20 protein-coding genes and 6 pseudogenes are annotated in these 26,905 nt (G+C 53.8%); 6 read left to right on the plus strand and 20 right to left on the minus strand.

Annotation, left to right across the window (positions count from 1 at the left end; all coding sequences use genetic code 11):
* Window positions 1-16: 16 nt before the first annotated feature.
* On the minus strand, window positions 17-790 hold the full coding sequence (locus ACHHV8_RS16655; protein ID WP_395159776.1) for a phytanoyl-CoA dioxygenase family protein: 774 nt from the start codon (window positions 788-790) through the stop codon (window positions 17-19).
* Window positions 791-949: 159 nt separating this feature from the next.
* On the opposite strand from ACHHV8_RS16655, the gene ACHHV8_RS16660 reads away from it, so the two are divergent.
* Window positions 950-1,861, plus strand: a complete 912-nt coding sequence (locus tag ACHHV8_RS16660) for an AraC family transcriptional regulator (protein WP_395159778.1) — start codon at window positions 950-952, stop codon at window positions 1,859-1,861.
* Window positions 1,862-1,887: 26 nt separating this feature from the next.
* Here the strand turns inward: ACHHV8_RS16660 and ACHHV8_RS16665 are convergent, their stop codons facing one another.
* The 3 genes from ACHHV8_RS16665 to ACHHV8_RS16675 form a co-directional block, all read right to left on the minus strand.
* A complete protein-coding gene (locus ACHHV8_RS16665) occupies window positions 1,888-2,391 on the minus strand; it encodes a CBO0543 family protein (RefSeq protein ID WP_395159780.1) in 504 nt (167 codons plus the stop codon).
* 265 nt (window positions 2,392-2,656) lie between these two features.
* Complete coding sequence (locus ACHHV8_RS16670) at window positions 2,657-3,628, minus strand: aldo/keto reductase (protein WP_395159782.1); 972 nt, start codon at window positions 3,626-3,628, stop codon at window positions 2,657-2,659.
* 72 nt (window positions 3,629-3,700) lie between these two features.
* Window positions 3,701-4,633, minus strand: coding sequence for an aldo/keto reductase (locus ACHHV8_RS16675; RefSeq protein WP_395159784.1), 933 nt, complete (start codon window positions 4,631-4,633; stop codon window positions 3,701-3,703).
* 257 nt (window positions 4,634-4,890) lie between these two features.
* Between ACHHV8_RS16675 and ACHHV8_RS16680 the strand changes: the two genes are divergently transcribed.
* Complete coding sequence (locus ACHHV8_RS16680) at window positions 4,891-5,397, plus strand: SRPBCC domain-containing protein (protein WP_395159786.1); 507 nt, start codon at window positions 4,891-4,893, stop codon at window positions 5,395-5,397.
* 167 nt (window positions 5,398-5,564) lie between these two features.
* Here ACHHV8_RS16680 and ACHHV8_RS16685 read toward each other — a convergent pair whose 3' ends face one another.
* From ACHHV8_RS16685 to aroA, 4 genes and pseudogenes are all read right to left on the minus strand, one after another.
* Window positions 5,565-6,317: a cupin domain-containing protein gene (locus tag ACHHV8_RS16685; protein WP_395159788.1), complete on the minus strand. Its 753-nt coding sequence runs from the start codon at window positions 6,315-6,317 to the stop codon at window positions 5,565-5,567.
* A 136-nt stretch (window positions 6,318-6,453) separates the two neighbouring features.
* Window positions 6,454-6,840 (minus strand): annotated as a pseudogene (locus tag ACHHV8_RS16690) (CBO0543 family protein); the annotation flags it as partial.
* Window positions 6,841-7,303: 463 nt separating this feature from the next.
* Window positions 7,304-7,657: a VOC family protein gene (locus ACHHV8_RS16695; protein WP_395159790.1), complete on the minus strand. Its 354-nt coding sequence runs from the start codon at window positions 7,655-7,657 to the stop codon at window positions 7,304-7,306.
* A gap of 113 nt (window positions 7,658-7,770) precedes the next feature.
* On the minus strand, window positions 7,771-9,147 hold the full coding sequence (gene aroA, locus ACHHV8_RS16700) for a 3-phosphoshikimate 1-carboxyvinyltransferase (protein ID WP_395159792.1): 1,377 nt from the start codon (window positions 9,145-9,147) through the stop codon (window positions 7,771-7,773).
* A gap of 110 nt (window positions 9,148-9,257) precedes the next feature.
* On the opposite strand from aroA, the gene ACHHV8_RS16705 reads away from it, so the two are divergent.
* Window positions 9,258-10,148 (plus strand): LysR family transcriptional regulator, encoded by an 891-nt coding sequence (locus tag ACHHV8_RS16705; protein WP_395159794.1) that lies wholly within the window; start codon window positions 9,258-9,260, stop codon window positions 10,146-10,148.
* A 111-nt stretch (window positions 10,149-10,259) separates the two neighbouring features.
* Here ACHHV8_RS16705 and ACHHV8_RS16710 read toward each other — a convergent pair.
* A pseudogene (locus ACHHV8_RS16710) lies at window positions 10,260-11,953 on the minus strand (M3 family oligoendopeptidase).
* Between the two features lie 187 nt (window positions 11,954-12,140).
* On the opposite strand from ACHHV8_RS16710, the pseudogene ACHHV8_RS16715 reads away from it, so the two are divergent.
* A pseudogene (locus ACHHV8_RS16715) lies at window positions 12,141-12,498 on the plus strand (group I truncated hemoglobin).
* A 123-nt stretch (window positions 12,499-12,621) separates the two neighbouring features.
* Here the strand turns inward: ACHHV8_RS16715 and ACHHV8_RS16720 are convergent.
* Both ACHHV8_RS16720 and ACHHV8_RS16725 read right to left on the minus strand, forming a co-directional pair.
* A pseudogene (locus ACHHV8_RS16720) lies at window positions 12,622-14,074 on the minus strand (FAD/NAD(P)-binding protein).
* Between the two features lie 381 nt (window positions 14,075-14,455).
* A pseudogene (locus ACHHV8_RS16725) lies at window positions 14,456-15,902 on the minus strand (aminotransferase-like domain-containing protein).
* Between the two features lie 114 nt (window positions 15,903-16,016).
* Here ACHHV8_RS16725 and ACHHV8_RS16730 point away from each other — a divergent pair.
* Entirely contained in the window at window positions 16,017-16,952 is a 936-nt protein-coding gene (locus ACHHV8_RS16730) for a DMT family transporter (RefSeq protein WP_395159796.1), read from the plus strand.
* A gap of 202 nt (window positions 16,953-17,154) precedes the next feature.
* On the opposite strand, the pseudogene ACHHV8_RS16740 reads toward ACHHV8_RS16730, so the two are convergent.
* Window positions 17,155-18,202: pseudogene (locus ACHHV8_RS16740) on the minus strand (Rieske 2Fe-2S domain-containing protein).
* A 250-nt stretch (window positions 18,203-18,452) separates the two neighbouring features.
* Complete coding sequence (locus ACHHV8_RS16745) at window positions 18,453-18,848, minus strand: cupredoxin domain-containing protein (RefSeq protein ID WP_395159802.1); 396 nt, start codon at window positions 18,846-18,848, stop codon at window positions 18,453-18,455.
* A 238-nt stretch (window positions 18,849-19,086) separates the two neighbouring features.
* Between ACHHV8_RS16745 and ACHHV8_RS16750 the strand changes: the two genes are divergently transcribed.
* Complete coding sequence (locus tag ACHHV8_RS16750; RefSeq protein WP_395159804.1) at window positions 19,087-19,269, plus strand: hypothetical protein; 183 nt, start codon at window positions 19,087-19,089, stop codon at window positions 19,267-19,269.
* A gap of 151 nt (window positions 19,270-19,420) precedes the next feature.
* Here the strand turns inward: ACHHV8_RS16750 and ACHHV8_RS16755 are convergent, their stop codons facing one another.
* From ACHHV8_RS16755 to ACHHV8_RS16785, 7 genes are all read right to left on the minus strand, one after another.
* The gene (locus ACHHV8_RS16755) at window positions 19,421-19,954 is read right to left on the minus strand and encodes a GNAT family N-acetyltransferase (RefSeq protein ID WP_395159806.1); all 534 of its coding nucleotides are present in this window, start codon (window positions 19,952-19,954) and stop codon (window positions 19,421-19,423) included.
* 186 nt (window positions 19,955-20,140) lie between these two features.
* Window positions 20,141-21,463: a glycoside hydrolase family 88/105 protein gene (locus tag ACHHV8_RS16760; RefSeq protein ID WP_395159808.1), complete on the minus strand. Its 1,323-nt coding sequence runs from the start codon at window positions 21,461-21,463 to the stop codon at window positions 20,141-20,143.
* Window positions 21,348-22,442 carry a hypothetical protein gene (locus ACHHV8_RS16765; protein WP_395159810.1) on the minus strand — a complete coding sequence of 365 codons (1,095 nt, stop codon included), beginning with the start codon at window positions 22,440-22,442 and terminating at the stop codon, window positions 21,348-21,350. Before ACHHV8_RS16765 ends, ACHHV8_RS16760 begins: the two co-directional genes overlap by 116 nt.
* A gap of 39 nt (window positions 22,443-22,481) precedes the next feature.
* The gene (locus ACHHV8_RS16770) at window positions 22,482-24,341 is read right to left on the minus strand and encodes a hypothetical protein (protein WP_395159812.1); all 1,860 of its coding nucleotides are present in this window, start codon (window positions 24,339-24,341) and stop codon (window positions 22,482-22,484) included.
* Between the two features lie 21 nt (window positions 24,342-24,362).
* Entirely contained in the window at window positions 24,363-25,034 is a 672-nt protein-coding gene (locus tag ACHHV8_RS16775; RefSeq protein ID WP_395159814.1) for a hypothetical protein, read from the minus strand.
* Window positions 25,031-25,981, minus strand: coding sequence for a sugar phosphate isomerase/epimerase family protein (locus ACHHV8_RS16780; RefSeq protein ID WP_395159816.1), 951 nt, complete (start codon window positions 25,979-25,981; stop codon window positions 25,031-25,033). Before ACHHV8_RS16780 ends, ACHHV8_RS16775 begins: the two co-directional genes overlap by 4 nt.
* Window positions 25,982-26,029: 48 nt before the next feature.
* Window positions 26,030-26,902, minus strand: a complete 873-nt coding sequence (locus ACHHV8_RS16785) for a carbohydrate ABC transporter permease (RefSeq protein ID WP_395159818.1) — start codon at window positions 26,900-26,902, stop codon at window positions 26,030-26,032.
* Between the last annotated feature and the right edge of the window lie 3 nt (window positions 26,903-26,905).

Genomic DNA, 26,905 nt, shown 5'->3' on the forward strand with positions numbered 1-26,905 from the left:
GGAGGGGCTGCTGTTTTTACAGCTTATTCAATTGATTCCTGAATTCGAAATAGTCCGCATTCTCTCCCGTCACCATCAGCCCCATTCCCCAGTCAAAATGAGTATTCACCGTCGGCGCATCCAGCGGATCACGGTACTGGAACAGCACATTTCGCCGCGGACGGCTGCTGCGGTTCGCATCGGAGCCGTGAATGGTCAAATAGTTGAAGAACAGCACATCTCCCTTTTGGGCCGGACAGAGAGTGGCTTTCGAGATCGGGTATTCGCGGTGATCGAGATAATATCTGCCGACATGAGGCAGCGGACCGAGCTTATGGGAGCCGGGAATGACGCAGATGGCCCCGTTCTCCTCATCGGCGTCGTCCAAATAGACGCTGGCAGCCAGCATCGTATGCTTGGCATGGGGAAAGTATGGATAGTCCTGGTGCAGCGGGAACGCGGCCCCCTTCTCCGGCGGCTTGACCAGCATCTTGGAATGATGCAGCATGACGTTGGGCCCTATGAGCCCGCGAAGAATCTCGGCCATCTTCGGGTGCAGCGCCGCCTGACTAAAAGCCGCATGATGGTAGTGGACGTCATGGAAGCCTTTGAGCACCAGCTTCCGTACGTCCTCATCCCCCAGGTAATCGCCCTCCCAAGTATGATTTTTGTCGTATTTGGTCTCAGCCGCTCTTCGAATTATAGCTTCAACCGCTCCGCGCATAGCTTCAACTTCGTCTGACGTGAATACCTGCTTGGCATGAAAATAGCCGTTTTCTTTGTAGAATTCAGCGTCTGTCTTCGAGAACATCGGATGATTCCTCCTTGAGTTTTGCAGCTTTTTACAACATAATTATAGCTGCAGAAAACCGGAGGCGTCTTTGCTGAAAAGCGTCATCGATTTGTCTTTTTCGGACCAGTCGGCAGAACTTCAAAGAAATGATATGAGAACAAGAACGGAGGAGCGAAAATGGAAGGGCTGGAAGTCTCCCAATGGAAGGACGCCGCTTCGGCGCTTAATGCCTATGTGCAGCGTTTGAACGGGCCCCAAGGCAAGTTCGAAATCAAATACTGGGGAGCCTCCCCCGGACTGCTCGCCAATCAGTATCATAAGCATTCCTTTTATGAGGTCTGCCTGTGCACAAGGGGAAGCGGAACGTACCGCGAGCGGGAGGAATGGCACCGGATCATGCCGGGAACCGCGTTCTGTTCCCGGCCGGAGATATATCATCAGATCGTACCCGATTCGGACACGGAGCTTTATTTGCTGTTTGTCGCTTTTCAGCCCGACCCGGATGCACAGCCGCAGGAAACGGCCGCTGCTTTCGGCTTATTGAGGGAGCCGGGCCCGGCCCTGATTCGGCATGCCTCCGGAGCGTCGGCCGCGCACTTATGGCTGGCGCTGCTGCAGCAGGCAGCCTCCGGCACCGCCTGGGAACGCTCGCCCGGCTTATTGCAAAGCACAGCCTATTCCCTGCTGCTTTCCTTCCCCGCCTTATTTGCCGGGGAGCGGCTGCAGCCAACCGCTGCCGTTCCCGCGGAACCGCGCAACGCCATCCTGGAGCAGGCGAAGCTCTACATCCGGGATAATTTGAGCGAGCTTTTGTTCATCGGCCATGTGGCTGATTATTTACATGTATCGGAACGGCATCTCTCCCGGATTTTTAGGCGGGAGCTGCAAATTTCAATTGGCGAATACATCCGCCGGGAGCGAATTCGCCGTGCTGCGCAGCTGTTAGCGGAAGGCACGCTGCCTATTAAGGAAATTGCAGAAGGGCTGGGATTCGGCACCGTGCATTATTTTTCCCGGGTGTTTCGCAGGGAAGCGGGATGGTCGCCGGCGGCTTACCGCAGAGCGTCCGCTCCTTTACATTCAGATTAGTCGGGCGAGGAGCAAGTGCCGCCAGCTTACTGTATGGGGATGGAATTTATAAAGAGAAAGCAGCAGGCCGTCGGAATAGATACGACGTACGTGAGCAGCGGCTTCTTGATATGCAGCCTCAGCATAAAGAACATGCCAATATTAAACAGGAACGAATCGAACAAATTCCATCCGTGCTGATAGGTGAACGTACCGGTCAGCAGCAGGACCCACTCATTCGCTGTATAAATGCCAATCCACAGCATAAACCAGAGAACCGAATACCTAAGTCCTTTGACCGGATACCTGCCGAGATAAATAAGCACTGTGCAGGCAAATACGATAAATTCGCCAAAAACGGCTTCAAGCTCATGCCGCAAAGGCCATGTCGGGGCCAATGACCAAAGGCGATGGTTATAGGTAACATAGTAGTAAAGGGCGTCGATAAGTATAAAATAAACAATGGTGGCATGATACGCACGCCAATTCTTCCAATCTCCCCATCGTACGGCCGCCAAGATCCAAGAGGAAACGCCAATGATTTCAGCCATCGCTGCCCCAATCGAATAAAAGTTTGTTTTCTACCTGTATTCCCATATGACGGTAAATTTATAAATCCCCATCCGATTTTTCGGGCAAATCATAGCATCCCCCCAATTGGAGAAGTAGGCGAAGGTTATTCCGGTTATTTTTCGCGGCGCTCCGGTTATCCGCAGAAAATAAGCTGCACCTTCTTTTCTCTTGCTTTGAATCAAAAAAAGCAAATGCAGAATTTCGCTGCATTTGCTTCGGTGAAACCAGACCGCGGCGGTGAAGCTATTCAATTAAAGCGGCCGCTTCCTTATAATCCAGTGCGACATCCGCCGCAAGCATGCTGTCTGCAAGATGCTCCTTGTTCTTGCAGCCGATGATCGGAAATACCGGGAACGGATGAGCCAGCAGATAGGCCAGAGCTATCTGGGTCGAGGTTGCATTGTGCTCGCGTGCAAGCCGCTCCGCCCGTTCCATCCGCTGGATGCTCGCCGCATTGTGATAAACGCGCGCGGCGCCGCTTCCCTCCGGTAAAGCGCCGGCATCAAGGCTGCGGTATTTGCCGCTGAAATAGCCGTTCGCCTGCGAGCTGTAAGGAATCGCGGCGATCTGCTCCTGCTCGTGCCATTGCACAAACTCCGAATCCGATACGACCATCGTCGGGTCCGACAACGAGCCTTCATTTACCTGTCCCAGGTTCCACAGGTTCTGTACGGCGACAAACCCGGTATAGCCCCGGCTTGACGCATATTGATTGGCCTGCTTAATGCGCTCAAGCTTCCAATTCGAGCAGCCGTAGTAGCGGATATTTCCTTTGCGCACATGGGCCTCCAACAGGTCCACTATCGTTTCAACCGGTATCCGCGGGTCGTCCCGGTGCAAATAGTATATATCGATATAGTCCGTTTGCAGTCTGCGCAGGCTTCCCTCCAGATCGGTACGGATATCCTCTTCCGTGATTCTCCGCCGCTCCGGCTTGTCCAGAAGGGGATGCCCGCCCTTGGTGGCAAGTACAATGCGGTTCCGGCTGCCGCGGGACTTTATCCATTGGCCCAAAAACCGTTCGCTGCTGCTCGGCTCGATCGGAAGCCAGTTCGCATACACTTCGGCCGTATCAATGAAGCTGCCGCCCATCTCGATATAGGTATCCAGCAGGTCATTCGACTCCGCATCCCCAATAGCGCTTCCAATATGGGATGTGCCCAGGCAGATGACGGATGCCCGCAGATCCGTACGGGGAATTTCCTTGTAGTTCATCCCTTCACCCCTCTCGCTCCGATAATTTGGATTTCAGCATTCGCTCGCTTCCGTACGCTCGCTTCGCAAGCGTCAGCCCTTCCAAGCCTGCGGATGGCTGTCGTTAACCCAATCAAACGATGCCGCACGCGCGTTTGACTCTACCTGTTCAGGACTTTTGCAGCCTGGAATGACGCAAGTTACTGCGGAATGCTTCAAGCACCAGGCCAGCGCCCATTCGGCCATGTCCACGCCCTGCGGAACTTCGTTCGCACGAATTTCCTCGACTGCGCGCAGTCTCGCTTGAGATTGCTCCTGATCGCGGTTCGAGCGGACATCGTTGGACGGAAACACCGTGCCCGGCTTGTATTTCCCGCTCAGAAAACCGCTTGCCAACGGTACGCGTGCCAATACGCCCAGATCCTGGCGCTCGCATGAAGGAAACACTTCTTGCTCGGGCGCCTGATCCAGACGGTTATACACGACCTGGAGCGCTTTGGCGTTCACCTGGGTCGCTTTATCCGTTTGGTAAATGTTATCGTTGCGGCTGATTGAAATGCCCAGATTCCGCACTTTACCTGCCTGCACCTGCTTGTCCAAAGCAGTCCACAGCGCATCATTATCAAAGTCTTCATCGGTGCCTGAATGGAATTGATATAAGTCAATATAATCGGTCTTTAAGGATAGCAAAGAGTCGTCAAGCTGCTTCAGCACTTCTTCGGCCGACCAATAATTTTTGGAAGGATTGTTCCGGTCGGCATGATTATGGCCGAACTTTGTCGCGATAACCCAATCGTTCCGGCTTTTTCTGCGGCTCACATAGTTTCCGATAAAGCTTTCAGACAAGTGATGGCCGTAGCATTCCGCGGTATCAAGCAGGTTAATGCCCAATTCATGAGCTTTATCGAGAATAAGATCGACTTCATCTTGTGTAAAATCTTTTCCCCAGGCCCCGCCAAACTGCCACGTGCCTACACCAACGACGGATACCTTCAGTTCCGTGCTTCCGAGTCTGCGATATTTCATGCGATCCTCTCCTCTATCCATAGTCTTCTTCTTGACAGCCCCATTATAAATACTAACTGCAGGTATAACAAGGACTGACTTGTAGTATCGTTACTTACCTTAACGTAAATTATGAGGCTTCAAATCGTCTCCATGTGAGATGAAGAGCGCTCACTTCCTTTAAATATTCCTTGACAGGAATATTCCCTGTTGGGTATATTATAAAAGGAGCCGGGAAGCCTTCCCGGTACATGAACCTTAATCGGGGAGGAATAACCATGTCGGATATGTTGGTTAAAGCTGAGGGAGAAGTTCTTATATTGGAGCGTGTATTTCATGCTCCGTGCGAGCTCGTATTTAAAGCGTTTTCAGAAGCGGAGCATCTGAAGCACTGGTGGGGGCCGCGCGGTTGGACGCTGACTGTGTGCAACATTGATTTCCGTCCCGGCGGCACTTGGCATTATTGCATGAAATGTGTCGATGAGAAGCAGGGCGACTTTTACGGTTATGAATCGTGGGGCAAGGCCATTTATGATGAAATTATTGAAGCGGAGAAGATCGTCTACGTCGATTACTTCTCGGATGCCGAAGGCACTGAAGCTCCGGGGATGCCTTCATCCCGGATTACGTTGATTTTCGAGGAGCAGGATGGCGTAACGAAGCTGATCAACCGGGCTGAATATGCATCCGCCGATGCCCTCAAAGCCGTACTGGATATGGGCATGGAGCAAGGGATCACCGAAACCTGGGACCGTCTCTCCGAGCATTTGCAGTCTCTCCTTTAAGCAGCTCGGCATGGATGCGAAGAAGCTATTCGTGCAGCGCATGCCGGCAGCAGCTGATCGCACCGTATACCTACTGCAGCTATTTGCAGCGCATAAAGCAACAGCAAAGCAAGCCGCCTCATTTTGGGGAGCAGCTTGCTTTTTCGTTTTTACTCATTTTAGGCTCCTCAGCGGGGCCGGTTTCCATAAGGATATGGCTGCTGCGGCGGGTAAGCGTAATTCGGCACAGCCCCCGGATATCGATTCATCGCAGGCGTCATGTAAGTATTCATGCGCGCATTTGGGTTGACGTTCGGATTGACATTCGGGTTAACATTCGGATTGGCATTCATACTGGCGTTGGATACGTTCGGCTGCGGTTTATGCTTGTGATGGGTCTGAGCTACGCATTCATCGGTAGGGCCGATAATAATCGTCTCGTTATTCAAAGGCTTAAGCGTTTTTTTCAGCAGCTCTGGATCCAGGCAGTACGTATGGGAAAGTACCTCGATTGGCGTTTTCGTAAGAATATCGGAGCCGAATATATATTCCGGATACGGCGCGTCGAAGATAGCCAACAGGTGAGTATTATCTTCTGAAGCAACCTCCCAATGCCACCAGCCCTGCGGGATATTCGCGACTTGACCCGGAATAATCGGTATGTTCGAGACCTGATTATTGAACGGATTGATCAGGGAAACGACCGCAGAGCCGGCAATGCAGTATACGAGCTCTGCTGCATTTTGGTGGTAATGAGGCTCTACAACGCGCCCTTTGCTCAAATAAATATCAAGCAGCGATACGTCTCCGAGCGTATTTAAATTATCCCGCCCCAACCGGTTAATAAAGTTGTGCGCGTTCCTTGTGGCCAACCGGTTTTTATTGATGTCAAAAAAATATTGAACATCCGGACCGGTGTAGTCCATATACGATGTTGCCATTCCTTTTACCACTCCGCTTCCTATGTGATTTCTACATAGGCATGATATGCGATGGGTGCGGATTCGTGACAAATGACCAGATATTGCCGCAGTCATGCCGCCACTCTATTCATTTTTTGAGACAGACGCCGGGAAGCTACTTGTGCCCGGCCGGCTTCGCAAGCCAGCGGGTAAACTTGTAATTAAGCAGCAGGATGACGAAAAACACGGGGGAAATTAATGCGGAATACCACAGCTTCCACGATACGTAGTAGAACCAGCCGGCTTGTACCGTACTCCACTCATAGACAATCGAGAATAGCGTCCACCCCGCAATATATACAACGTGCTGCAGAATCGGCTTATTAAACGGGTACAGGTTCAAATAAAGAATCGAAATCGCCGGGTAAACGAGAAAAATGGGAATCAAACCGATATACTCAAAGCCTTCGTTAAAATATCCGTATAAATGATAGTGCAGATTCAGAATCGAATCTACGGTATATTCCAAAATGTAGGCAAATAAAGTGGTGCTGTAGATATCTGACCAGCTTAATTTTTACGAATGCAGACAGCCAAAACATTAAATACCAGAATAGAGCCCCACAGATGCAGCCACATGAAACTCAAGCTCGTCATAGGTAACCTCACAGGATCAGCAGTATTTTCTTTTATTCAAACGTCCCTAGGCACAAAAAATCCGTATGGATCTCTCTACCGGGATATCCATTAGGAAGTCTTTTTAAAAGATCCGTATAAAAAATAAGGCAGCTGCGGCTGCTCTAGATCTTATTACAGGAAACTGTATGGATCCGCTCCTCATGCCGTTCGGCAGGATCTCATCTTCCCGAAAATTTTCCCGCCTGCGATGAGGCCGCTGAAAAAAGCATCGCTTCGAGTACGGAACATTCTTCCGATCGCTGTTGTCCCTGGAACGAACGCATTCGCTTCTACAGAACGATTCCGCACTCTCCGCTAGTTTTTCAGCGGCCTCCCTGCGCCGGAGCTTATTCTCCGTGAGATAAAATATTGACGAGCTTCCCGAACGGATCGCGGACATAGAACCGCCGAACTCCCCAAGGCTCATCCGCAGGCCCATATTCGATAGGAAAACCCGCCTGCTTCATCCGTTCAAAGGCCGTGTCGACATTGTCCACTTCAATTGACAGATCAGGAGTAGGGGTGCCCCCGCCTCCCTCCGAGGCGAAGCTGATCTGAATACTCATTTCCTCCACCGACCCGTAGGTCGCAATCCATCCGTGATCCATCATTAATTGAAGACCGAGAATATCCTCATAAAACTGTTTGGCTGCGGGGATACGATTTGTTTCAATATTGGCCACGATTCGTTTGACTTTCATGATGAGCCTCCTTTGAGGGGGGACTCCCCCTATTATTTTACTGCTGCGCTCAGATGAACAGCCGCCCGGCAGGATCATGCCGTTCTTTGCAGGAATCCCCCGCCGGGCAAGCGTTATGGCTGTGATAAAAACTCCACCTGGATTCCCAGACCGGCCAGGCGCTCGAAGTAGTCCGGGCACGTCTTCGAAACGCAGCCGGGATTTAGAATCCGGATGGGCCCGGCCTTCAGTCCGATCAAGGAAAGCGACATAGCCATTCGATGATCATCATGGGAATCCAGCAAAGCCGGGATCGGTTGGCCGGGATAGACGGTCAGCCCGTCCGGACGCTCTTCCACCCGAATGCCCAGCTTGCGCAGCTCTTGACTGACCGCTGCGATCCGGTCGCATTCATGATGCCGGATGTGAGCCGCATCGGTCAATGTTATCGGCCCGTCGGCGAAGGGCGCCATAGCAGCCAAGGTCAGCGTCTGATCGGACCAGGCGTTCATGTTGAGGCTGAAGCCTCCCTTCAGCTGCTGCGCGCCCCGAACCTCTACCCAGACGTTTCCCCGAAGAACGGTGCAGCCCATGCGTTCCAGCGCGTTCAAAAACTCCACATCCGGCTGGGACGTCTCGTACGGGTTAACGCCCGACACACGAATACGTCCGCCCGTCAGCGCAGCGATTGCCCAAAAGTAACAGCAGGTGGACAAATCCGGCTCCAGGCGGATCGCCTGCGCTTGGTACGTTCCTGGGGAAACCGTAATGGAACGCCCGTCATCCGAAATCTCTGGAGCTATGCCGAAGCTCTCCATCATTTGCAGGGTCATATCCACATATGCCCTCTGCACTGTCTCTCCGTCGAAATGCACGGTTAACGGCGTTTTGGCGTAGGGGGCCGCTAGCAGCAAGCCGCTGGCAAATTGACTCGAGACGGAACCGGGCAGCACACTCTCTCCTCCCTGCAGTCCTGAAGCTTCGAGGGTGAAAGGCAGGCCGCCATCGGCCGCCGTCTGCGTAATACGAGCGCCAAGCTGCGATAAGCTATTCAGCAGCGGGGCCATCGGCCTCTCGCTCATCCGCTTGCCGCCTGTGATGCTCCAGGTACCGGTTCCTGCGGCCAGTGCGCCGGGAAGAAAACGGGCGACCGTCCCGGCGGAGCCGACGTACAACTCTCCCTCCTGAACCGGCCAGACGCCGCCGCAGCCATCCAGAACGACGGTGTCGCCATCGATGGACAGCTGCACCCCAAGCTTGGTTAAGCAGTCCAGGCACCAGTAAGAATCGTCGCTCTTTAACACGCCTTCGATCTGCGATCTCCCCTGCGCTAAAGCGGCTATAAGGAAAGCCCGGTTTGTCGCGCTTTTGCTGCCCGAGATTCGAACGGTTCCTTCCACCGGAGCAGCAGGAGCATGAACCGTCACTTGCGCCTTATCGTTATGTCTTGACCAAGGGGAACGCGCCTCCAGGTCGGGGATCAACGGTATTGCCGGTTTAACAGACTTCATTGCATTCACCTCTCCATTAGAATCAGTTGACTTAACCTGATTATAAAGAGTAGGATGATATAAATGAAATCATATATTACACACATAGATATAGAGGTGCTCTATTTCATATGTTCAATCTGGAATGGTATCGTATTTTTCTGCAGACCGCCCGTTACGGCAATTTGACGAAGGCGGCCCAGGCGCTGCATATTACGCAGCCTTCGGTCAGCTATGCGATGAAGCAGATGGAAGAAGCCCTTGGAATCAAGCTGTTTAACCGTTTATCCAAGGGAGTCGAGCTGACGAAGGAAGGGCAGTCATTGCTGGAGTATGTGGAGCAGTCGTTCACTTTACTGGATGCGGCCGAGAAGCATGTCCTGAATCTCAAGCAGTTAACCGAAGGGGAAATACGTATCGGCTCGAGCGATTCGCTGATCAAGCATCTTTTGCTGCCCCAATTGAACGCTTTCCATAAGGAATACCCGGATATACGCATCCGGCTTTCGCATGGCAAAACGCCGGATATCGCCAAACGGTTAAAGGACGGCCTCATTGACTGCGCCCTGATCCATATGCCTGTCCACGATCCCCAGCTGGACATCCATCCGGTTGCGGCGCTGGAGGATTGCTTTGTTGCAGGAAGCGCTTACGCAGATCTCGCCCGCCGTTCCTTGACCGCAGCCGAGCTGGCGAAGCTCCCGCTGCTCCTGCTGTCGCCCGGCAGCAGCACGCGGTTGCATATCGATCAATGGTTTGCGGCCAAAGGACTCCGGGTCACGCCCGAAATTGAACTAGGAAGCGTGGATCTGCTTGCTGAATTTGCAGGATTAAATTACGGAGCCGCGTTCATTACCCGCTCCTTCGTAAAAGAAGCGTTGGATCAAGGGAAGCTTATTGAGCTGCCCCTGGCTGACAGGCTACCTGCTCGAAGCATCGGCTTCGCGGTTGTGCGCGACAGGAAGCTTTCGCTTGCGGCCGAGCGTTTTACTGAGATGCTGCTTAGCCGGATGCTGAGCTAGCAGCCCTTTTCATCCTGCATCGCTCCAAGAAAGCTATGCATTGTAGAGCAGGAGGATTTCACCCGCGGTCGATATTTCGGGATCTGTCCTCCTGTTCCTTTATTACCATGTTTAAAGCTGCTTATCGTCAATCCCGTTCAGCCAGCCGCGGATCTCTCCGATAACGGAAGAGACACAACCGTCCTCGAACGGCGACCGCAGGCCGGCAAGCTTCACAAGCCCGGTAAAGGAATCGCTGCCTCCGGCCCGGCACAGCTTCACATAGCTCGACCATGCCGAAGCCCGGTCAGTCGTTAGCCCGCTTCCAGTATTGCAGCGCGCAAATTTGCGCCAGCGTGTAGTCGATATAGTAGAACGGGCTTTTGAAAATGTGCTGCTGCTGATGCCAAAAGCCCCCTCTTTCCAAAAACGGCATATCGTCATAAACCCGGCTCGGAATATATTTGCGTTCAATTTCGCGCCATACGGCTTTACGTTCTGCAGGCGTCATCTCCGGCTCCTCGTACACCCGGTGCTGAAACTCATCTACCGCAACGCCATACGGTATAAAAGTAATCGCCCCGCTGAGGTGCGAAAATTTGTACTTGTCGGTATCCTCCTCGAAGAAGGAGCCGATCCACGGCCAAGCGAAAAATTCCATGCTCATCGAATGGATCTCGCATGCGTCCAGGGTCGGATGAATATACTCCGGAACGGAAAATCCGCGGCTCATATAGGCCTGGAACGCATGCCCGGCCTCATGGGTGAGCACATCGACATCGTGTGACGTTCCATTAAAATTGGAGAAGATAAACGGAGCCTTATATGCAGATATGTAAGAACAGTAGCCCCCTACCCGCTTGCCCGGCTTGCTCTCCAGATCCATCAAACCGTGGTCCAGCATGAACCGGAAAAATTCATCCGTCTCCGGCGACATTTCCGAATACATCGCCTTCGCCCTGTCGACAATCCAGCCGGGATCGCCTTTGGGCTTCGGATTGCCGCTCAAATAAGACAAGCCGTCATAATATCGCAGCTTATCCAGTCCGAGACGCACCCGCCGCCGCTCGCTCAGCTCTGAAGCGACCGGAACGATGTGTTCAATAACCTGCTTGCGGAACTCCGCAACCTGCTTGGGGCCGTAATCCGTCCGGTCCATCCGGTCGTAGGCCAGCTCGACAAAGCTGCGGTAACCCAGCTTGCGGGCGATACGGGTTAGGCAGATCGACCAGGTGATCGTATATCGAGTCGATCGCAGCTTCATTCGACTCATAGAACGAATAGCGTGCATCGGTCGCTCTTTTCCGGGTCTCCCGGTCGGTGGACTGCATATAAGGAGCCAGCTGCGAAAGCGTACGCTCCTGGCCGTCGAACTCGATTTTGGCGGAGGCTACGAGCTTGATATATTCGCTCGTCTTTTTGTTCTCTTCCTTCAGGTCATCCACAATCTCCGGCGCAAAGGTTTTGACCGAAAGCTCCGCGGCGGCAAACAGCTGCCGGCCCCATTTGGCCTCCAGTTCACTGCGGAACCGCGAACCGGCCAATGCCTTGTAATAATCCGTCATCAGTCCCTGATATACGGGCGACTGCTCATCCATATAGTCCTGCTCCGCCTTGTAAGCCGCATCGGCCGTGTTAATCGAATAACGGATTCTCGCAATGGCGAACATGGACGAAACCTTCGTCCGCGCCGCATGGATCGCTTCCATCGCGGCATCCTGCTCTTCAAATGTAGCGGCGCCTGTAAACCGCTCAAGCAGTACAGTAAATTCCGATTGGAACCTCTCCATATCGGGGCGTTCATATACATAATCTTGAAATTTCATCGGCAGCCTTCTTTCTATCGGGAATATGGGCGTTCGTGCTGTCTGAACAATAAGCGGAGCTTCTAAGGCTAGTATATCAGGAAAATGGCGGCAGAAGTCCAATCTCCCTCCAATTCCGCCCAACCCCTGAGAATGATTCGCCAATTTACGGGTAGTATAACATTGATTACATTATTGGAGGATGAATATGAGCACTTTATATGAAAAATTCGGCGGGGAAGGCACAATTGCAAAGGTCGTCGACTACTTTTACGATCTGGTGCTGGCCGATGAGACGGTCAACTATTTTTTCGAGCATACGGATATGGAAAAGCAGCGGCGGCATCAGACGAAATTCATCAGCTTCGCCTTGGGAGGGCACTAACCAATATACCGGGGACAGCATGGCGAAGGTGCATCAAAACATGAACTTGCAGCCGGTACACTTCGACGCTATCGTTAAGCATCTCCGTGCGGCGCTGACGCACTTTGGGGTAGGCGAGGCGGATATTAAGGAAGCTCTGGATAAGGTGGAGACATTACGTGAAGATATTATTTATAAGTAGGCCCTGTACCAGCTTTTGACAAAAATAAGTCTCCGCGCTTCGGCGCGGGGACTTATTTTCGATAAAGCCCTCTGGAGTTTTCGGCAGGATGTACATTAATCTTACATATTCATGTAAGTAAATTCAGGAGCTTTTTAAGCAAAGGCCTTGTCCCTCATCCGTCTTCCTCGGCCATTTCCCCACAAACTCCGTCTCTTTATAGTCGAAGAAGCTTCGCAGGATTTGTTCCCGATCGTCCAAAAACAGCTGATCCGCTATCGCCGTGACAATCTTGGGAACGCCGTATCTCATGCCGGATAACGCGGAAGCCGAGATGCCGCAGCTGACCAGTGCCGAATAATTAAAGGAGAACAAACCGTGCAGAGCCTCTTTGCCCTGCTCGTCTCTGCTCTGAAAGGCGAAGCCCGGCGTCAGGTAAGGGTGCGCGTCGAGCACAGGCGCAGCTATCGGCTCAGGAGCTTGATACCGGTCGCCCCACCGGGCGATATGGCCCTCCACAAGGCGAAGCTCCGGCCGCAGAGCCGGATCCGTCAGCAAGCCGGTGCTGATGATGAGGAAATCGAAATTCGATTTCTCCTGCGGCGTGGTCACTATGGCGCCATCCCCGGCCGCCTTGACATCCAGCCACGGAGCGCCCAAATGCAGCTGGAAGCCCGGCCATGAAGCCGCCCTTTCGAAGGTGTCGTTGGTCGGCGGCTGGTTATGCTTAAAGAAATGGGCGATCACGGCATATTTCTCCGCATCGGTCAAAACCGGGAACCGCTCAATCATGCCGGAGCCTTCCATTTGGCGGATCGGATTGATCCGCGGCAGCTCTTTGCGGCGGACGAACACGTGCGCCTCTGCAACCCCTTGCGATAAAGCGAAGTTGGCATTATCGAATGCCGATGCCCCGCCGCCCAGAACGGCAACCTTTTTCCCCTTGAGCGGTTCAAAATCAATGGTTTCCGAGGTATGCGCGTAAAGTCGCTTCGGCAAATGGTCGGAAATCATTGGAGGGACGTGCCATTCCCCGCCGCCCTGGATGCCTGTAGCCAGCACGACTTTGCGAGCCAGCAAAGTATTCGACGGCGCTCCCGCTCCCTCAATATGCAAACGGTGGAGTCCCGCTGCGGCAGGCTCAACCAGCTTCAGCTTCACTTCGTTGACGACAGGCAGCTTAAGCACCTCGCGGTACCAGCGCAGGTAGTTCATCCAATCGCCTCTCGGAATCTTTACGATCTCCTCCCAGCCCTGCGGTTCCGAACTGCGCCTCCCACCAGGAACGGAAGGTTAATGAAGGAACCCCCAGGTCTACAGAAGTTAAATGCTTCGGCGTACGAAGAGTAACCATTCGGGCATAGGTGTCCCACGGCCCCTCCAAGCCTTCTGCGTTTTCATCAATGATAAGGATATTGGACACCCGCTCGCGCAGTAAACCGAAGGCAATGCTCAGACCGCTTTGGCCTCCGCCCACAATGACGACGTCGTATACATGTCCTTCCGGATGACTCAAGGGACGTACCCAATCGGGTCCCCCGAAGGCCAGGTAGGAAAGATCGGTTTGGACGCGTTCGTTTAATGTTTGTAAGCTCATGAATGATCATACCTTTCGTCGGGGTCTTTTGTTCCGCGATAAACGTAATATTAAATAACATAATATGATATATATTTTGCGAAATCATTAAAAACTGGATTGGAAGTCCATCTATAGGAGTTATGAATTTATATTATCTTCTTATTTCTAACAATTGAAGTCGGTTTTATGTTAATTGTGCTGGAAGCTGAATTTTCATTGGCAATTTGTTCGGTATCACTAGGAAAGCTCTAGCTCCGTACAAAAAAAGCAGAGGAATTAAAGCCTCCTCCGCTCTTCTTGCTCTTCTGTCCGTATTTATATGACCGGCTCCTGTACGTTTGTCCGCCGCCATTCAACAAGAACCTCGCCGGAACAGCTTTTGCCGTTGCCGTTTCCATCTCATGAGTTCCGTACCGAGCCGGCAGCGGTAATTAATCGACTCACGCCCTCTGTGATTTGCGATTCATTCAGAAATGAATAGCTTAAGCGGATCCATGAATCCAGCTGCCCCAGCGGATCGCAAATGCTTCCCGGCACGAATGCGGCCGACACATCCAAACAACGGGCAAGCAGCGCATCGACAGGGAAGCCGTCCTCCAGCTGAACCCATAGATTAAGGCCGCCGTCCGGGCCTGGTCCAGTGCCAGCCGGTGTGTGCAAGCAGCGCCTCCATTCGCTCCTTTCGCAGCTGCAGCGCAGTTCTCAGCTTCGCTACATGCTCCTGAAGCCGGCTTGAGAAAAAGTAATGCTGGAATATTTTCTGATTCAGCAGCGGCGTCCCGTTATCCGCCAAAGCTTTTACCGGGACAATCCCGCTCATGACCGGCTGTCGTGCCGCCAGAAAGGAGATCCGCAATCCGGGAGCAACATACTTGCTAAAGCTGCGGATATAGACTACGTACCCTTCCGTATCGTAGATAAATAACGGCGGTGGCGGTGGCGAGCTGAAGTATATATCATGATAAACATCGTCTTCTACCAACACGCATTGATAGCGCTCGGCCAGCTCTACCAAAGCTTTGCGCTGAGCCGCGGGTACCGTGAAGCCGGTCGGGTTGTGGAAGGTCGGGTTCATATAGAACAGCCGCGGCCGTTCACGCTTCATCGCCTGCTCCACAGCTTCCAGATCGTAACCCGACGGGGTGATGCCGATCGGGACAAGCCGAATATTTTGCTGTACAAAAGCATCAATGGCCGGACTGTACGTAGGCCTTTCGATCAGTATCGTATCTCCCGGTTTAACCAATGCCCGGGATACCAGATCTATAGCCTGCTGAGAGCCCGTAGTCACCATCAACTCCGCCGGATGGACCGGGATCCCATGCCGCTTCATGAAATATAGGGCCATGGCTTCTCTTAATTCCGCGTCTCCCATGACGGTGGAATACGTACTCAGTACCTTAGGGTACAGATCAAACACCTGCTTCACATGCTGGGAAAGAAACAGATTCGGCAGCAGGTTCGGGTCGATCAGCGCCTCCGACATCTGAAAGTCGACCGGCACACGGTGAATGTCCGCTAATCGGCTCCGGTTCACATAGAGCTGCTGTGCCTGATAATCCCATGGAGCCTCGCTCCTAGAAGAGGCTTCCTTCTTCCCCCTCATGTGTTCTGCGGTGTAATAACCCGATTTGTATCTGGATTCGATGAACCCATCTTCCTTAAGCTTCCGGTATGCCTTCAATACGGTTAACCGGTGCACGCCCAAACGTTCGGCCATTGTCCTGACGGACGGCAGCCGGCCGGTTTCATCCCACTCTCCTTCCCTCAATCCCGCCATTACGGCATCATACACCTGCTGAAAGCGAGCGCCTGCAGAATCGTGCCCCTTCCGACCAGCTGTCATAGTCTCCTCCTTATACACCGGCTTATTTTCGATAACCTGTAGCCCCATCTGTTCTATAATCCGAATTCTGTTCTATTCATCCTCGATTATAGTATACAAAAAGGAGGAAGCGCCATGATCGTCTTTAATTATTTACTGATGTGCGTTATTTTCGGCACGACATTTCTGTCAATCAAAATCGGAGTCGAAGCAGGAATGCCGCCGTTTTTCTCGGCAGGGCTGAGGTTTTTCATCGCAGGCACGCTTCTCTGTCTCTGGATGGCGGGAAGGAATAAAAGGAAGCTTTCGCTGCTGCTGCGCAAAGAGCTTGTGCTTATAGGATTAGGAAGCACATTCTGCACGTTCGCCGCCCTGTATTGGGCGGAGCAGCACATCGATTCGGGGACTGCCGCTATTTTATCGGCAACCGGGCCTATGATGATCTTGATGCTGCAGACGCTTGTTCTGCGCAAGAAAGCCGGAACCGCGGATTTGATCGGCTGCCTTATCGGGTTTACAGGCGTCTTCCTTATTATGCTTCCTCATCTCGGCATCGCTGCGCATGGCCAGTGGATCGGGAGCTGCCTGCTTGTCCTGCTCGGCGAAATCGGTTATGCCGCAGGCAGCTTGTACACCCGCAAGGTCATGCTCGAGATGACTAACGCCTCGCCGATCGCTGTCAACTCCATCCAAATGATATATGGCGGCGCCGCCCTGCTTTTGTTGTCGGCGGGTACCGAGCAGGGCTGTTTTACGCTTATGCTTGACCTCTCTGCCGCAAGCTCACTGCTGTATCTCACCGTTGTCGGCTCCATGCTGGGACACAGCCTGTACGCATGGCTCTTGAAGAAGACGAACGCTTTATTCCCGTCTACCTGGCTGTATGTCTCGCCTGTGATCGCTATGACTCTCGGAGCCCTTTTATATGGGGAACCGGTATCGTTAGCTTCTATATTGGGCAGCATGCTGGTGCTGTCGGGCATTATAGCGCCTCATGTTCGGGAGCTGAGGATCTTCATCCTCATGCTTCAGAACCGCAGCAGAGCTTCGAGCAGGAAGCCCGGCCGGTGATGTACCGCCTCATCCGATGGCCGCCCCGACGTCAAGACACATCGACCTTGCGGACGGACAAAAACTGAAAGCCTGAAGCAGCTTCAGGCTCCGTGCAGGTCCAGCTGCTTGTCCAAACTCCATAGAGCATAACAAAAAACAACCGGCAGCGATCCGCATGCCGGTTGTCGTAAGGAAACCGAATTCATCGGTTTCTCCTTTTTTATGCCGTATAATTTCTTCCGAGCCCAATTTCGGTGAGCAGCTGACGGTAAGCGATAGAGGTACGGTCGGCCGGAATGTGCGCTTCCGCCTGCAGATCGAGCGGCAAATCCTCCGGCGTCTGCGCTTCAACCATCTCCCGGCTCTTCCTGGAATACCTGCAGGTTAAACTTGATCGTATCTTCCACAGGAGCATCCTTATCGAAGTTTCTCGCGATCGGACAGAACAGCCTAGTGTAGCGGGCGGAGATCGGAGAAGCGCAGTTCAGAATCCTGAGCTTGCCTTCGTTCGGAAAATGCACGGTAAGCGAAGCGGCAAACGGAGGGAACACGCGGAATTCGCGCAGCCACTCGAATCCTTCGGGAGCGGCATTATCTTGTCCCTTGCCGTAATTGCTGACGGTGCTCACATACTCGGCCAGCAGACCGCCGCCCTCCCGCTTGACGGTATACTGCGGAACCACCGTGTTATTCCGGTCTCCGAACGTTTCCGTATGCACATAAGCGAAGTGCGATACATCCAGGAAGCCTTCCATCTGACGGCCTGCAGAGCCCGCAATATCAAAGCTCGGGGGCAGCACATTCAAATAGTCGGGATCGTCCCAGCCCGGGAAATCCGGGATTTGTTCCTCCGTAGACGCAAGCGAGGTCCAAATCAGTCCGTAACGTTCTACGGCCGGGTAGACGATCAATTTGAGCTTCGGCGAAATTTTCATGTCGGGGTGTGCCGGAACGGATGTGCATTTGCCTTCGCAGCTATATTTAAATCCATGGTACGGACATACGATTTCTCCGTTTTCAACCCAGCCCTTGCTGAGCGGCGCGCCGCGGTGAAAGCACAAATCGCGTGCAACGACCACTTTGCCGTTGCTGCGGTAGCATACAAGACGTACGTCCAGCAGCTTCACGGCAACGGGCTTATCCGTTACCTCACCCGCCTGGGCCACAGGATACCAGTATTGGGCCAGCACCTGCCAATCCTGAGGAGTGAACGTGCAGTCCCGGGGAAGCTGATTTTCAACCGTTGATTTCTTATCCTCAGTAATCATTGTCGTAGTCTCCTCACTGTTCCAGTTATCGTTAAGCTCGCAATTAAGTTTCGATATAGCTATTTTAGTTTAATGTTATATTTTCTATCAACTGTTGGCAAGTTATTTTGTTTTCCTGCACCAAATTTCACAGCGTTCCTTGTATGGAATACTAGAAAACTATGCTGAAAACAAAAAAAAGGAACAACTTGCAGTCATTTTTACATGACTATAAGCTGTTCCTTATTCCATCCCTAGCGGTCTTCCTGATTTAAATGACCGTTATTTTACCGTAATACATGTACATACCGCAATGAAACTCATACGTACCCGGTTTCAAGTCATCTAATGTAACATAGTTATTCCCTTTATTGAAATACACATCGAATCCCAGCTCCTGGGACTCCGCACTTTTGATGCAGGTAAAGCTCGTATCCTTTATAAAATTAATTTTCGCCGGCTTTCCCGCATGCAGTTCAATGGGTTCCGATACAAAGCCGTCTCCCGTCACATGGACGGTAACGACCTGGTATCCTGCCGTTTCTTGAGAATTCGATGGACTGGCGGAAATGACGCTGCGCTCGGAAATAAAAAAGATCAAAGCTCCCGCGATCATTAAACCGAGGGCAACGGCGGACAGGATCCATTTGCTTTTGTTTTTGTTCATTTGACTCTTCCTTTCCGTGCTGCTTATTACATGATAAGAAGCCTCCAAGGGACAGATGCCTTGCTTGGCTTTATTCAAGTATAAAGCAATTCGCTGCCCCGTGAACCCGAAAGCAGCTGCATTTTATGAACAATCTATAAACCTTTCGAAGCATGATCTTCGAACGTCAGCATCCTTTTCCAGCTTTCTGGTCATACTATCTTTGTTCTTTTCATTTCATTGTCAGGAGGTGAAGCAAATGGCTACAAGCAGAGGACATCAGGGAGCTCACGGGATCGGTCAAACGGAGGAACAGCTGAACAACCAGGCACAAGCCGCAGAAGAAATACAAGGCGCCAGCAAAGTGGATCAAGAGGTTTTGGCTGCCGCTAACCAGCAGGATAGCGAGCTCGACGAAATCATTCCCTCCGACCAGGAATAGTCCGATGTAAAATAAAATCCCATTCTCTTCCATCATGGTGAGGCTGGGATTTTTATAAATAAAGGTTTTAGCGGCCGAAAGCCCGGCACAAACGAGAGGCTTCGGCTTCGGCAGAAGGTTTCCTTTCCGAATCCGCATCTTATGTAAGCTGTTAGTCTCCCTGCCCCTCGGGCCGGCTCTTCGTAAAATAAAGGTTTAAATCGTCATCCACCCGAGCCAGCTCCCCTGGAGCAGCCGGCTGCTGACGGTACATGATTCCCCTGCCGTCCGGAATAAATCCCCTTCTCGCATAGAGACGCTGCGCGCTGCCATAGCTTGCATAAAGTCCGACCCCAATACCAACGATACGACGGCTCTTAAAAGCGAGACGCTCCGCCGCCTCCATCAGCTCGCTGCCGATGCCAAGCCTGCGCAGCGGGGAAATGACGTTGAAATCGTTAATTTCCGGGATGCCATTGTCCGCGAAATACGGATAGCCCGAATGGGCGAGCAGATGCAGGCTGCCTGCAAACTGTTCCTTGTAGAAAGCAAGCAGCGTCGTTCTTACTCCCGTCGCGTTCTCTTCCCAGCACCGGATGAGATAGCTCAAGGGCTTATTGATCTCGTGCTCGTAGAATACACGGTAAATCATCTCTGTGTCTTCTTCCGCCAGTCGGCGAATTTGAATCAGGTTTCCAGCGTCCATGCCTCGATCCCGCCTTTCCTTTCAAATGAAAAGAATACCTCCATTTTATCATGAAAGCATTCTTTTATGAGACCAACTTCCGGTTAAGTTAAAGTTTCCACGCAAAAAAAGAGGTTCCCTCCGGCATATTCTTCCGGCAGCAACCTCGGGTAAAACCGATGCAAACCAATGAGATAAGGAAGAGCTTTAGTACGATAACACTCCCTGCTCCGCAATGCGCTTCAGCTTGGCGATTTCGGTGCCGGCCAGCATCATGATGCCGATGCCATGATTGTCGTTGATCACCGTCAGCAGATCGTACTTGTAATAATCTGCGTTAAAAGCATAGCGGGAGCCGCTGCACACACCATGCACGCTGCCCTGACGGTCGATGGCGAAACGGGTCAAGCCTGTCCACGCCTTGAGCGCCGCTGCGCGAAAACGCTGCGGATCGCGCAGCCAGCCGAACCGTACTCCCCGCGCAAAACCGTAGGCAAACATCGCCGTGCAGGAGGCTTCCTCATAGGCATCCGGATCGTTCAACACCTGATGCCAGAGCCCGCTCTCCGCTTGCAGCGCAATGTATCCCTCGCACAGCTCATTATACAATGCAAGCAGCGCGGGCCGTTCCGCATGGTCCACCGGCAGCGCTTCGAGCACCTCCGTCAGCGAGAACAGCGTCCAGCCGTTGCCGCGTCCCCACGGAATGCCCGTTGCCTTCCCGTATTTGAAGTCATAGACATGCGACATCACCCGCTCCTCCGCCATGAACAAATAGCTGCAGACCAGCAAAAACTGCCGGGCCGCCTCGTCCAGCGCATCCGGTCTGCCCTTGACGGCGGCGTATCTGCACAGAAACGGCGCGCTCATATACAAATCATCGGCCCACATCGTATTCTCGGAATATTCGCCCGCACATACCCGATAAAAAGCCCCGTCTTCCCTGCGTTCCAGACGGTTCAGCATAAAATCGGCAATCCGGTCCGCTATGGGGAGGAAGCCCGTATCCCCGCAATCCCGGTACGCCTCCAGCATGGCGGAGCCGAAGGAGCCGCAGTTATCCAGCATCTTCATCATGACGAGCTGCTGATTTACTGCAGGGAAGCCGTACTGCTCGCGGTCCCACAACGAATACTCGTACAGCTCGGTGCACGCCTGCACATGCTCCACCGCATAACGCACCAAATCCGGCCGGTTCAGCCAGCGGCCCGTCTGCAGCAGTCCGTAGACCGTAACACCAAGCGGATAGTCCCAACGGGCATAGTTGGTTACGGTGCCTGCCGTCCATTTATTGCTGAGCATAGAGTTCTCATAATAGGGGCGTATCCTCGCATCCGGCAGATCGAGCTGCCAGTAAGTAAAGCGGGACGCATTCTTCCCGCGTTCGGTCGAAACCTTAGTGTCAGTGTCAGCCTCATCCGCTTCGTTCCTCAAAGGATACAAGCGGTCGGTGCGGACCCATTCGGCGTACGGCAGCTCCACGCCGGGATCGAACGGAACCGGCGTACAGCCACGCCTGATCGCTGCCATGCACCGGCAGAGGCGCTGCCAGCTCCAGAGCCTGAGGGCTCTCGCTTCTGAAAGTCAGCGTCACATCCCACGCTCCCTCGCCGCAGACGCTTCGCACCAGCAGATCATGCTTCCCTGGCGGCAGCTTTATTCGGGCGTACAGCGGGCCGCCCTTCGGGCCTTCGGCCGCCGCCGTCAGGCTGCCGTTCACCCACACCTCAGCCGGCCCGGATGCGGCGCCTTCCAGAACCAGCCATGCTTCGCCTGATCCGCTGCAGCACAGCTTCGTCCACGCGTAAGCCTGCCGCCCGGGCTGCAGGCCGAACAGCCGCTCCAGCGGCGGCTTGCGGCTCGCAGCCCCGTCCCACTCGACTTCCGGCAGCCATCGCAGACCTGCCGCCTCACCGGTGCCGAGCAGCTCATCACATCCCCAGCCATCGCGAATCGGGTCACCGTCCGCCGGCTCGGAGTATGCCCAGCCTGCTTGGCCCGCTCTCCCCGTGAACGGAGACAGCACGTTCAGAATACGCACCTTGGCCTCGTCGGCTCCGAGCAGGCAGCCGAAGCCGGCCGCTGTGCAGCGAAGCGCCAAGAACAATGCGTTCCAGCCTTTGACGAAATGCAGGCTCAGCTTGACGCTGGCCCCAGGCTTGATCTCGTCGATTACATTCGAGCGGTAAGCCAGCTCTCCGTTGAAGTAAAGCCTTACGGGACCCATGAAGCGAAGCACGAGATCGAGGCTGCGCTCCCCATCGCTCCAGACGAGAGCGCACGCATAAGACGTCTGTCCGGGCTTCGCTTCCGGGAAACGGCGTCCGAGGTCAAGCTCGTACAGCCCCTCTTCATTCTGCAAAATCCCGGAAGCATAAAATGTACGGTAAATAAAGCCGGCCTGCGGGTTAGCCCCGACATAGCGGTCGGCCAAAAGCTTCAAGACGGCTGACTCGTCTTCGCCGAATCGGGAATGAGCGCTTTCCAGCTCATGAAAATAGTGCGGCATAAGCACCCTCCTTCTCACTCTTTTAGGTAGTTGTTGATCTTACCTCAACCGCACCGCGACGGTTTTATCGAACGGGGTCACCCAGTTCAGATGCACATATTGGCAGCCCGCGGGATGGCTGTCGTCGCGCAGCTCCGCTACGAAATGCTCATAGGCTCCCGGCGATATCTCGAGCGCATCGCCGCCGGCAGTATAGCGGGCCGTGCCGCTTTGCAGCATATAGCGTCCCTCGCCGGCAGCAGCCAAGCCCTCGCCCTGCAGCTCGCCTTCGGCCCCGAGAATAAAGGTCAGCTGGGTCAGCACATCCTCCCGTTCATCGGATACGATCCGCATGCGCCAGCCCGAATCCTCCGGCATCAGCTCAGCGGTCAGACGGTGTGTCTGGACATGGGTCAGCGGACGGTGCTGATGCGGCAGCAAATACCAGGGGCTCGGTTCGCCTTGCGCTCCCGCCGCACCGGAGCTTAACTGCCGCTCATGCGACGCATCCGGCGGCATCCGGCTTTCCCCGCTTGCCTCCGGCATGCTCTGCGCCCCGGAAGCCGCCGCTGCCTGTTCTCCAAAGCTTTCCTGCGGCAGCAGCTTTTCCTTGGGAATCGGGCCGTTATAGCCTTTCTCCATCGTCACACCCAGCTTATAGCCGTTCCCCTCGCATATCAGCTCCTCAAACTTGACGATCCCTGGCGAAAAAGATGTGGAGAGCTTGACTCCAAGCAGCCGAACCTTTCCGTGCCGGAGGGAGAAGAAGGAAGGCGTCCTCGTCATAACCGTCACGCTGGTCTCCCCGTCCCGGATGCGGACGATCGGCGCGCCGAAAGCAAGATGCATGCTGCTGTGCTGTATTTTCATGTGGTGCCCAACCGATTCGATCCGCTTCAGATGCTCTTCCGCCGTGTGTGAGCCGTTGATGAGCTTGACATAACGGTCCGGCAGCGATGCGCGCTCCAGCCCGCTGATATCGGTTTCCTTCGGATACAGAAGCAATTGCAGCAGCGCGTTATTGTTGACCCCCTCCGTTCCTTGAATGAACGAGCCTGCATAATCGGCCATCGCGGCGAACAGCGGATCCCGGTCGTGTGCCGCCATCAGGCGGTACGAGAGGAAATAGGTAGCCGGGCGATACGTATGACCGAAGTCCTGACGGCCCGAATAATCCGTTACGATCTCTCCGGACGGATGCACGAGATAGACCATCATCCGCAGATTGCGGCGGACGGCCTCCAGCAGCTCGGGCCGGTGAAGTACCCGGCCGGTGTGATAGAGCGCAATGTCGCTGACGGCGTTGTAGATGCCGTTGCTGCGTTCGGTCCACTCGCCGTCCACGGTGATGTCCAGCCCCTCCGCAAGCCATTCCTCGGCTCTTGCGGCAAGCTCCGGCAGCGGGAAGATCTCATAGAGCAGCGACAGCGCAGCGGTAAGCACCCAGCGGTGATTCGGCGTATGGCAGCCGCCCGTCAGCATCGCGGGCAGAGTCCGCTCCAGGAACAGCTTCAGCTTCGCTGCGGACGGCTGGATGTCCGGCCAGCCGTGCCGCGACAGCAGCTGGTACATCTGCGCCACTCCGCCGACGACGAAGCCCGTGTCGGGCGGCGAGTTGAAATTCGTCGAGCCGAGCGATACCGTGCCGTCCGCATGCTGGCGGTTCAGCATGAAATCGGCCGCCAGATCGAAGGCGGCGAGCAGCTCGGCATCGTGATAATACCGCGACTCGGGATTGACCAAGGCGCAAGCCCAGCAAGCCATTACGCTGGGCGTACCGCCGTGGTTCGGGCGGGGAATGCCCGACGCATCCATGATGCCGCCGGCATATTTGGACGATACGTCCCGAACCTGCTTGCTTAAAGCTGACTGCACAGACTCATCATACAGGCGAACCAGTTTGATATAGGTTGAATCCATGTGTATCCGTCTCCTTTATCTTTATGCTTGGTATCTGGCCCTCAACTTGGCCAGCTCGCTCTCGATACGTCCCGGTATTTCCTCATATAATTGATTCCAGATGGTATACAGCTCCTCCGGAATACGATACGCTTCAAACTGCATCGACGGCTCGAACGCTAGCGACTGCAGATGCTCTCTGACAAGCCGGTTCACAGCTGCATCCGATGAGAGTCGGCCGCGGAGCATATCCGGGACGGTCAACCCGTCCGCTCCCGCCTCATCGCCCGCAGCCGTCCGCAGGTTCGGGACAAGCTCGAACAATTCCTTCATCGGCGAGAACGCATGCTTGCCGGGCTGCGAATACAGCCGTACATGCGTGCCGTCCAGATTGCTCTTTTGCGGCAGCAGCGACTTCAAATATTTACCGTGAAAGCTCGCCTCCGCGTCGAGTACCTCTCCGGAACGCCCCACATAGACCCAAACATGCTCCAGCTCATACAAATGCTGAATATCGTAATCCCAATAAATCGCATATTCGATGACGAACGAAATGTCCGGAACGTCAAATTTTATTTTCCTGCGAAACGACGGCGACGGCCCCGGCTCCGTGAAAACGGTAATCCCCACCCTGACGGGATAAAAAGGCTCTCTTCGGTCAAAGTACAAGACAGGCGCATACTTAACGGCCAGGCTCCGTTCCAGCCCGCTCATCTGCTTCCCCTGCCTTCGAGCTTACCGGTAATGAACCGGTGACTCTCATCGATTTCTTCCGGCCGGCAGGCGGCCTTCAGCTCGTATACTTTTACTTTCGCCTGCCCGATCGCGTCCAGAAAACGGTCGAACCCCGTCAAATCCTTGCTGTGCACATAAGGGCACCAGTGGTCGGAGAGCTCCAGCGTTTCATGAATATGAACGCCATAGATATACCGCTTAACCTGCTCCAGCTCTACAGTGTTATCGTACAAGCCCATCCGCTCCATCATCGTCGCGTGGCCGATATCGTACCACAAATAGACAGGCGCCCCCTGCAAATGATCGCAGATCGCCTTCGCTTCCATCAGCGTCGGCATCTGGTAGCAGCGTGAGCGCGTCTCTATGCCGATGGCAATGCTCCAGCCCCGTTTGGCGGCATGCTCGCACGCCTTCTCCAGACTCTCCTGCATGTGCTTCGTATAGATCGGGCTCAACCGTTCGCGCCGCTCCAGCATCTCCGCCCACAGCGATTGATAGGCTTCCGATGTCTTGCCCTGCTCGCGATAGCGCTTCTTCAGCTCCGCATCGATGTTGTACTCGAAGGGCACCTCGCCCGGATGGACGACGACCGCCTGGGCTCCGTACCGGTCGGCATATTCCATCGAGCCGATCAGCAGTTCTACGGAGCGCTGCCGCTTCGCTTCGTCGTCAAATCCCAGCATAACGGAGTCCGTGTCATAATCTTTATCATCGATATAGGGAAACACGTTATGCACACTGGAAATACCGATCTCTCCCTGTTCAATCATCGGTTCGATCGTGTGCAGATGCTCCCGGGTAACGTTATAATTCAGCTCCACCCTGCGAAAGCCGAGCCCGCGGATTTCTTCGATCATTGCCCTGCCGTCCGTGTGGCGTTTGATGTTCCAGCAGGTTGAGAATGCATATTCTCCCTTGTCTTGCATCGTTTCTCCTCCTTCAGCCGTTAACAAGAGCCTATTAACCGTTGAGCGCTAACCTTTTACCGAGCCAAGCATAATACCGGATACAAAATACCGCTGCAGCCACGGATAGACGATCAGAATCGGGAGGGTCGCGACAACGATGCTCGCCGCCTTCAAGCTCTCCGGCAGCACCTGCACGATCTGCGCGCCTTCCATCTGCATCTGATCCGTCATCATGCTGTTCATGATCATCTGGTACAGCTTCAATTGCAGCGGGTACAGATTCGGATCGGTAATGTAGAACAGCGAATCCATAAATCCGTTCCAGCGGTTTACCGCATAGAACAGGCTCAGCGTGGCGATCGCGGGCATCGACAGCGGCAGAATGATCCGCACCAGCGTCCCGAAGTGCGAGCTTCCGTCAAGCTCCGCCGACTCCTCCAGACTTTTCGGAATATTATTGAAAAACGTAATTAATATGATCAGATAAAAAGGATTGACCAGCATCGGCAAAATCAGCGACCAGATCGTATTGACCAGATGGAGCTCCTTTACAAGGATATACTCGGGAATAATCCCTCCGCTGAAAAACATCGTAAACACGATCAAATACATAAACACTTTACGGCCCTTCAGCTCCGTCTTGGTCAGCGGATACGCTGCGCAGATCGTCATCAGCATGCACATTACAGTGAAGAGCGCGGTAAGCCCGACCGATAAACCGAGCGAACGGAGCATGGCCGCATCGGCCAATACCCGATTGTACGCCTCCCAGTTCAGCTCAACCGGAAAAATCGTCACCACACCCGACATAATCGGCTTGTTGGAACTCAGAGAAATCGACACAATATGAAGAAACGGAGCCAGACACAGGAGCAGAGCTATAAGCAGCAGCGCTGCATTGACTCCATCGAACAACCGGCTGCCGGCCTTTACGTTCATAAG

Source organism: Paenibacillus sp. TAB_01, from assembly GCF_043945595.1.
GTDB lineage: Bacteria > Bacillota > Bacilli > Paenibacillales > NBRC-103111 > Paenibacillus_S.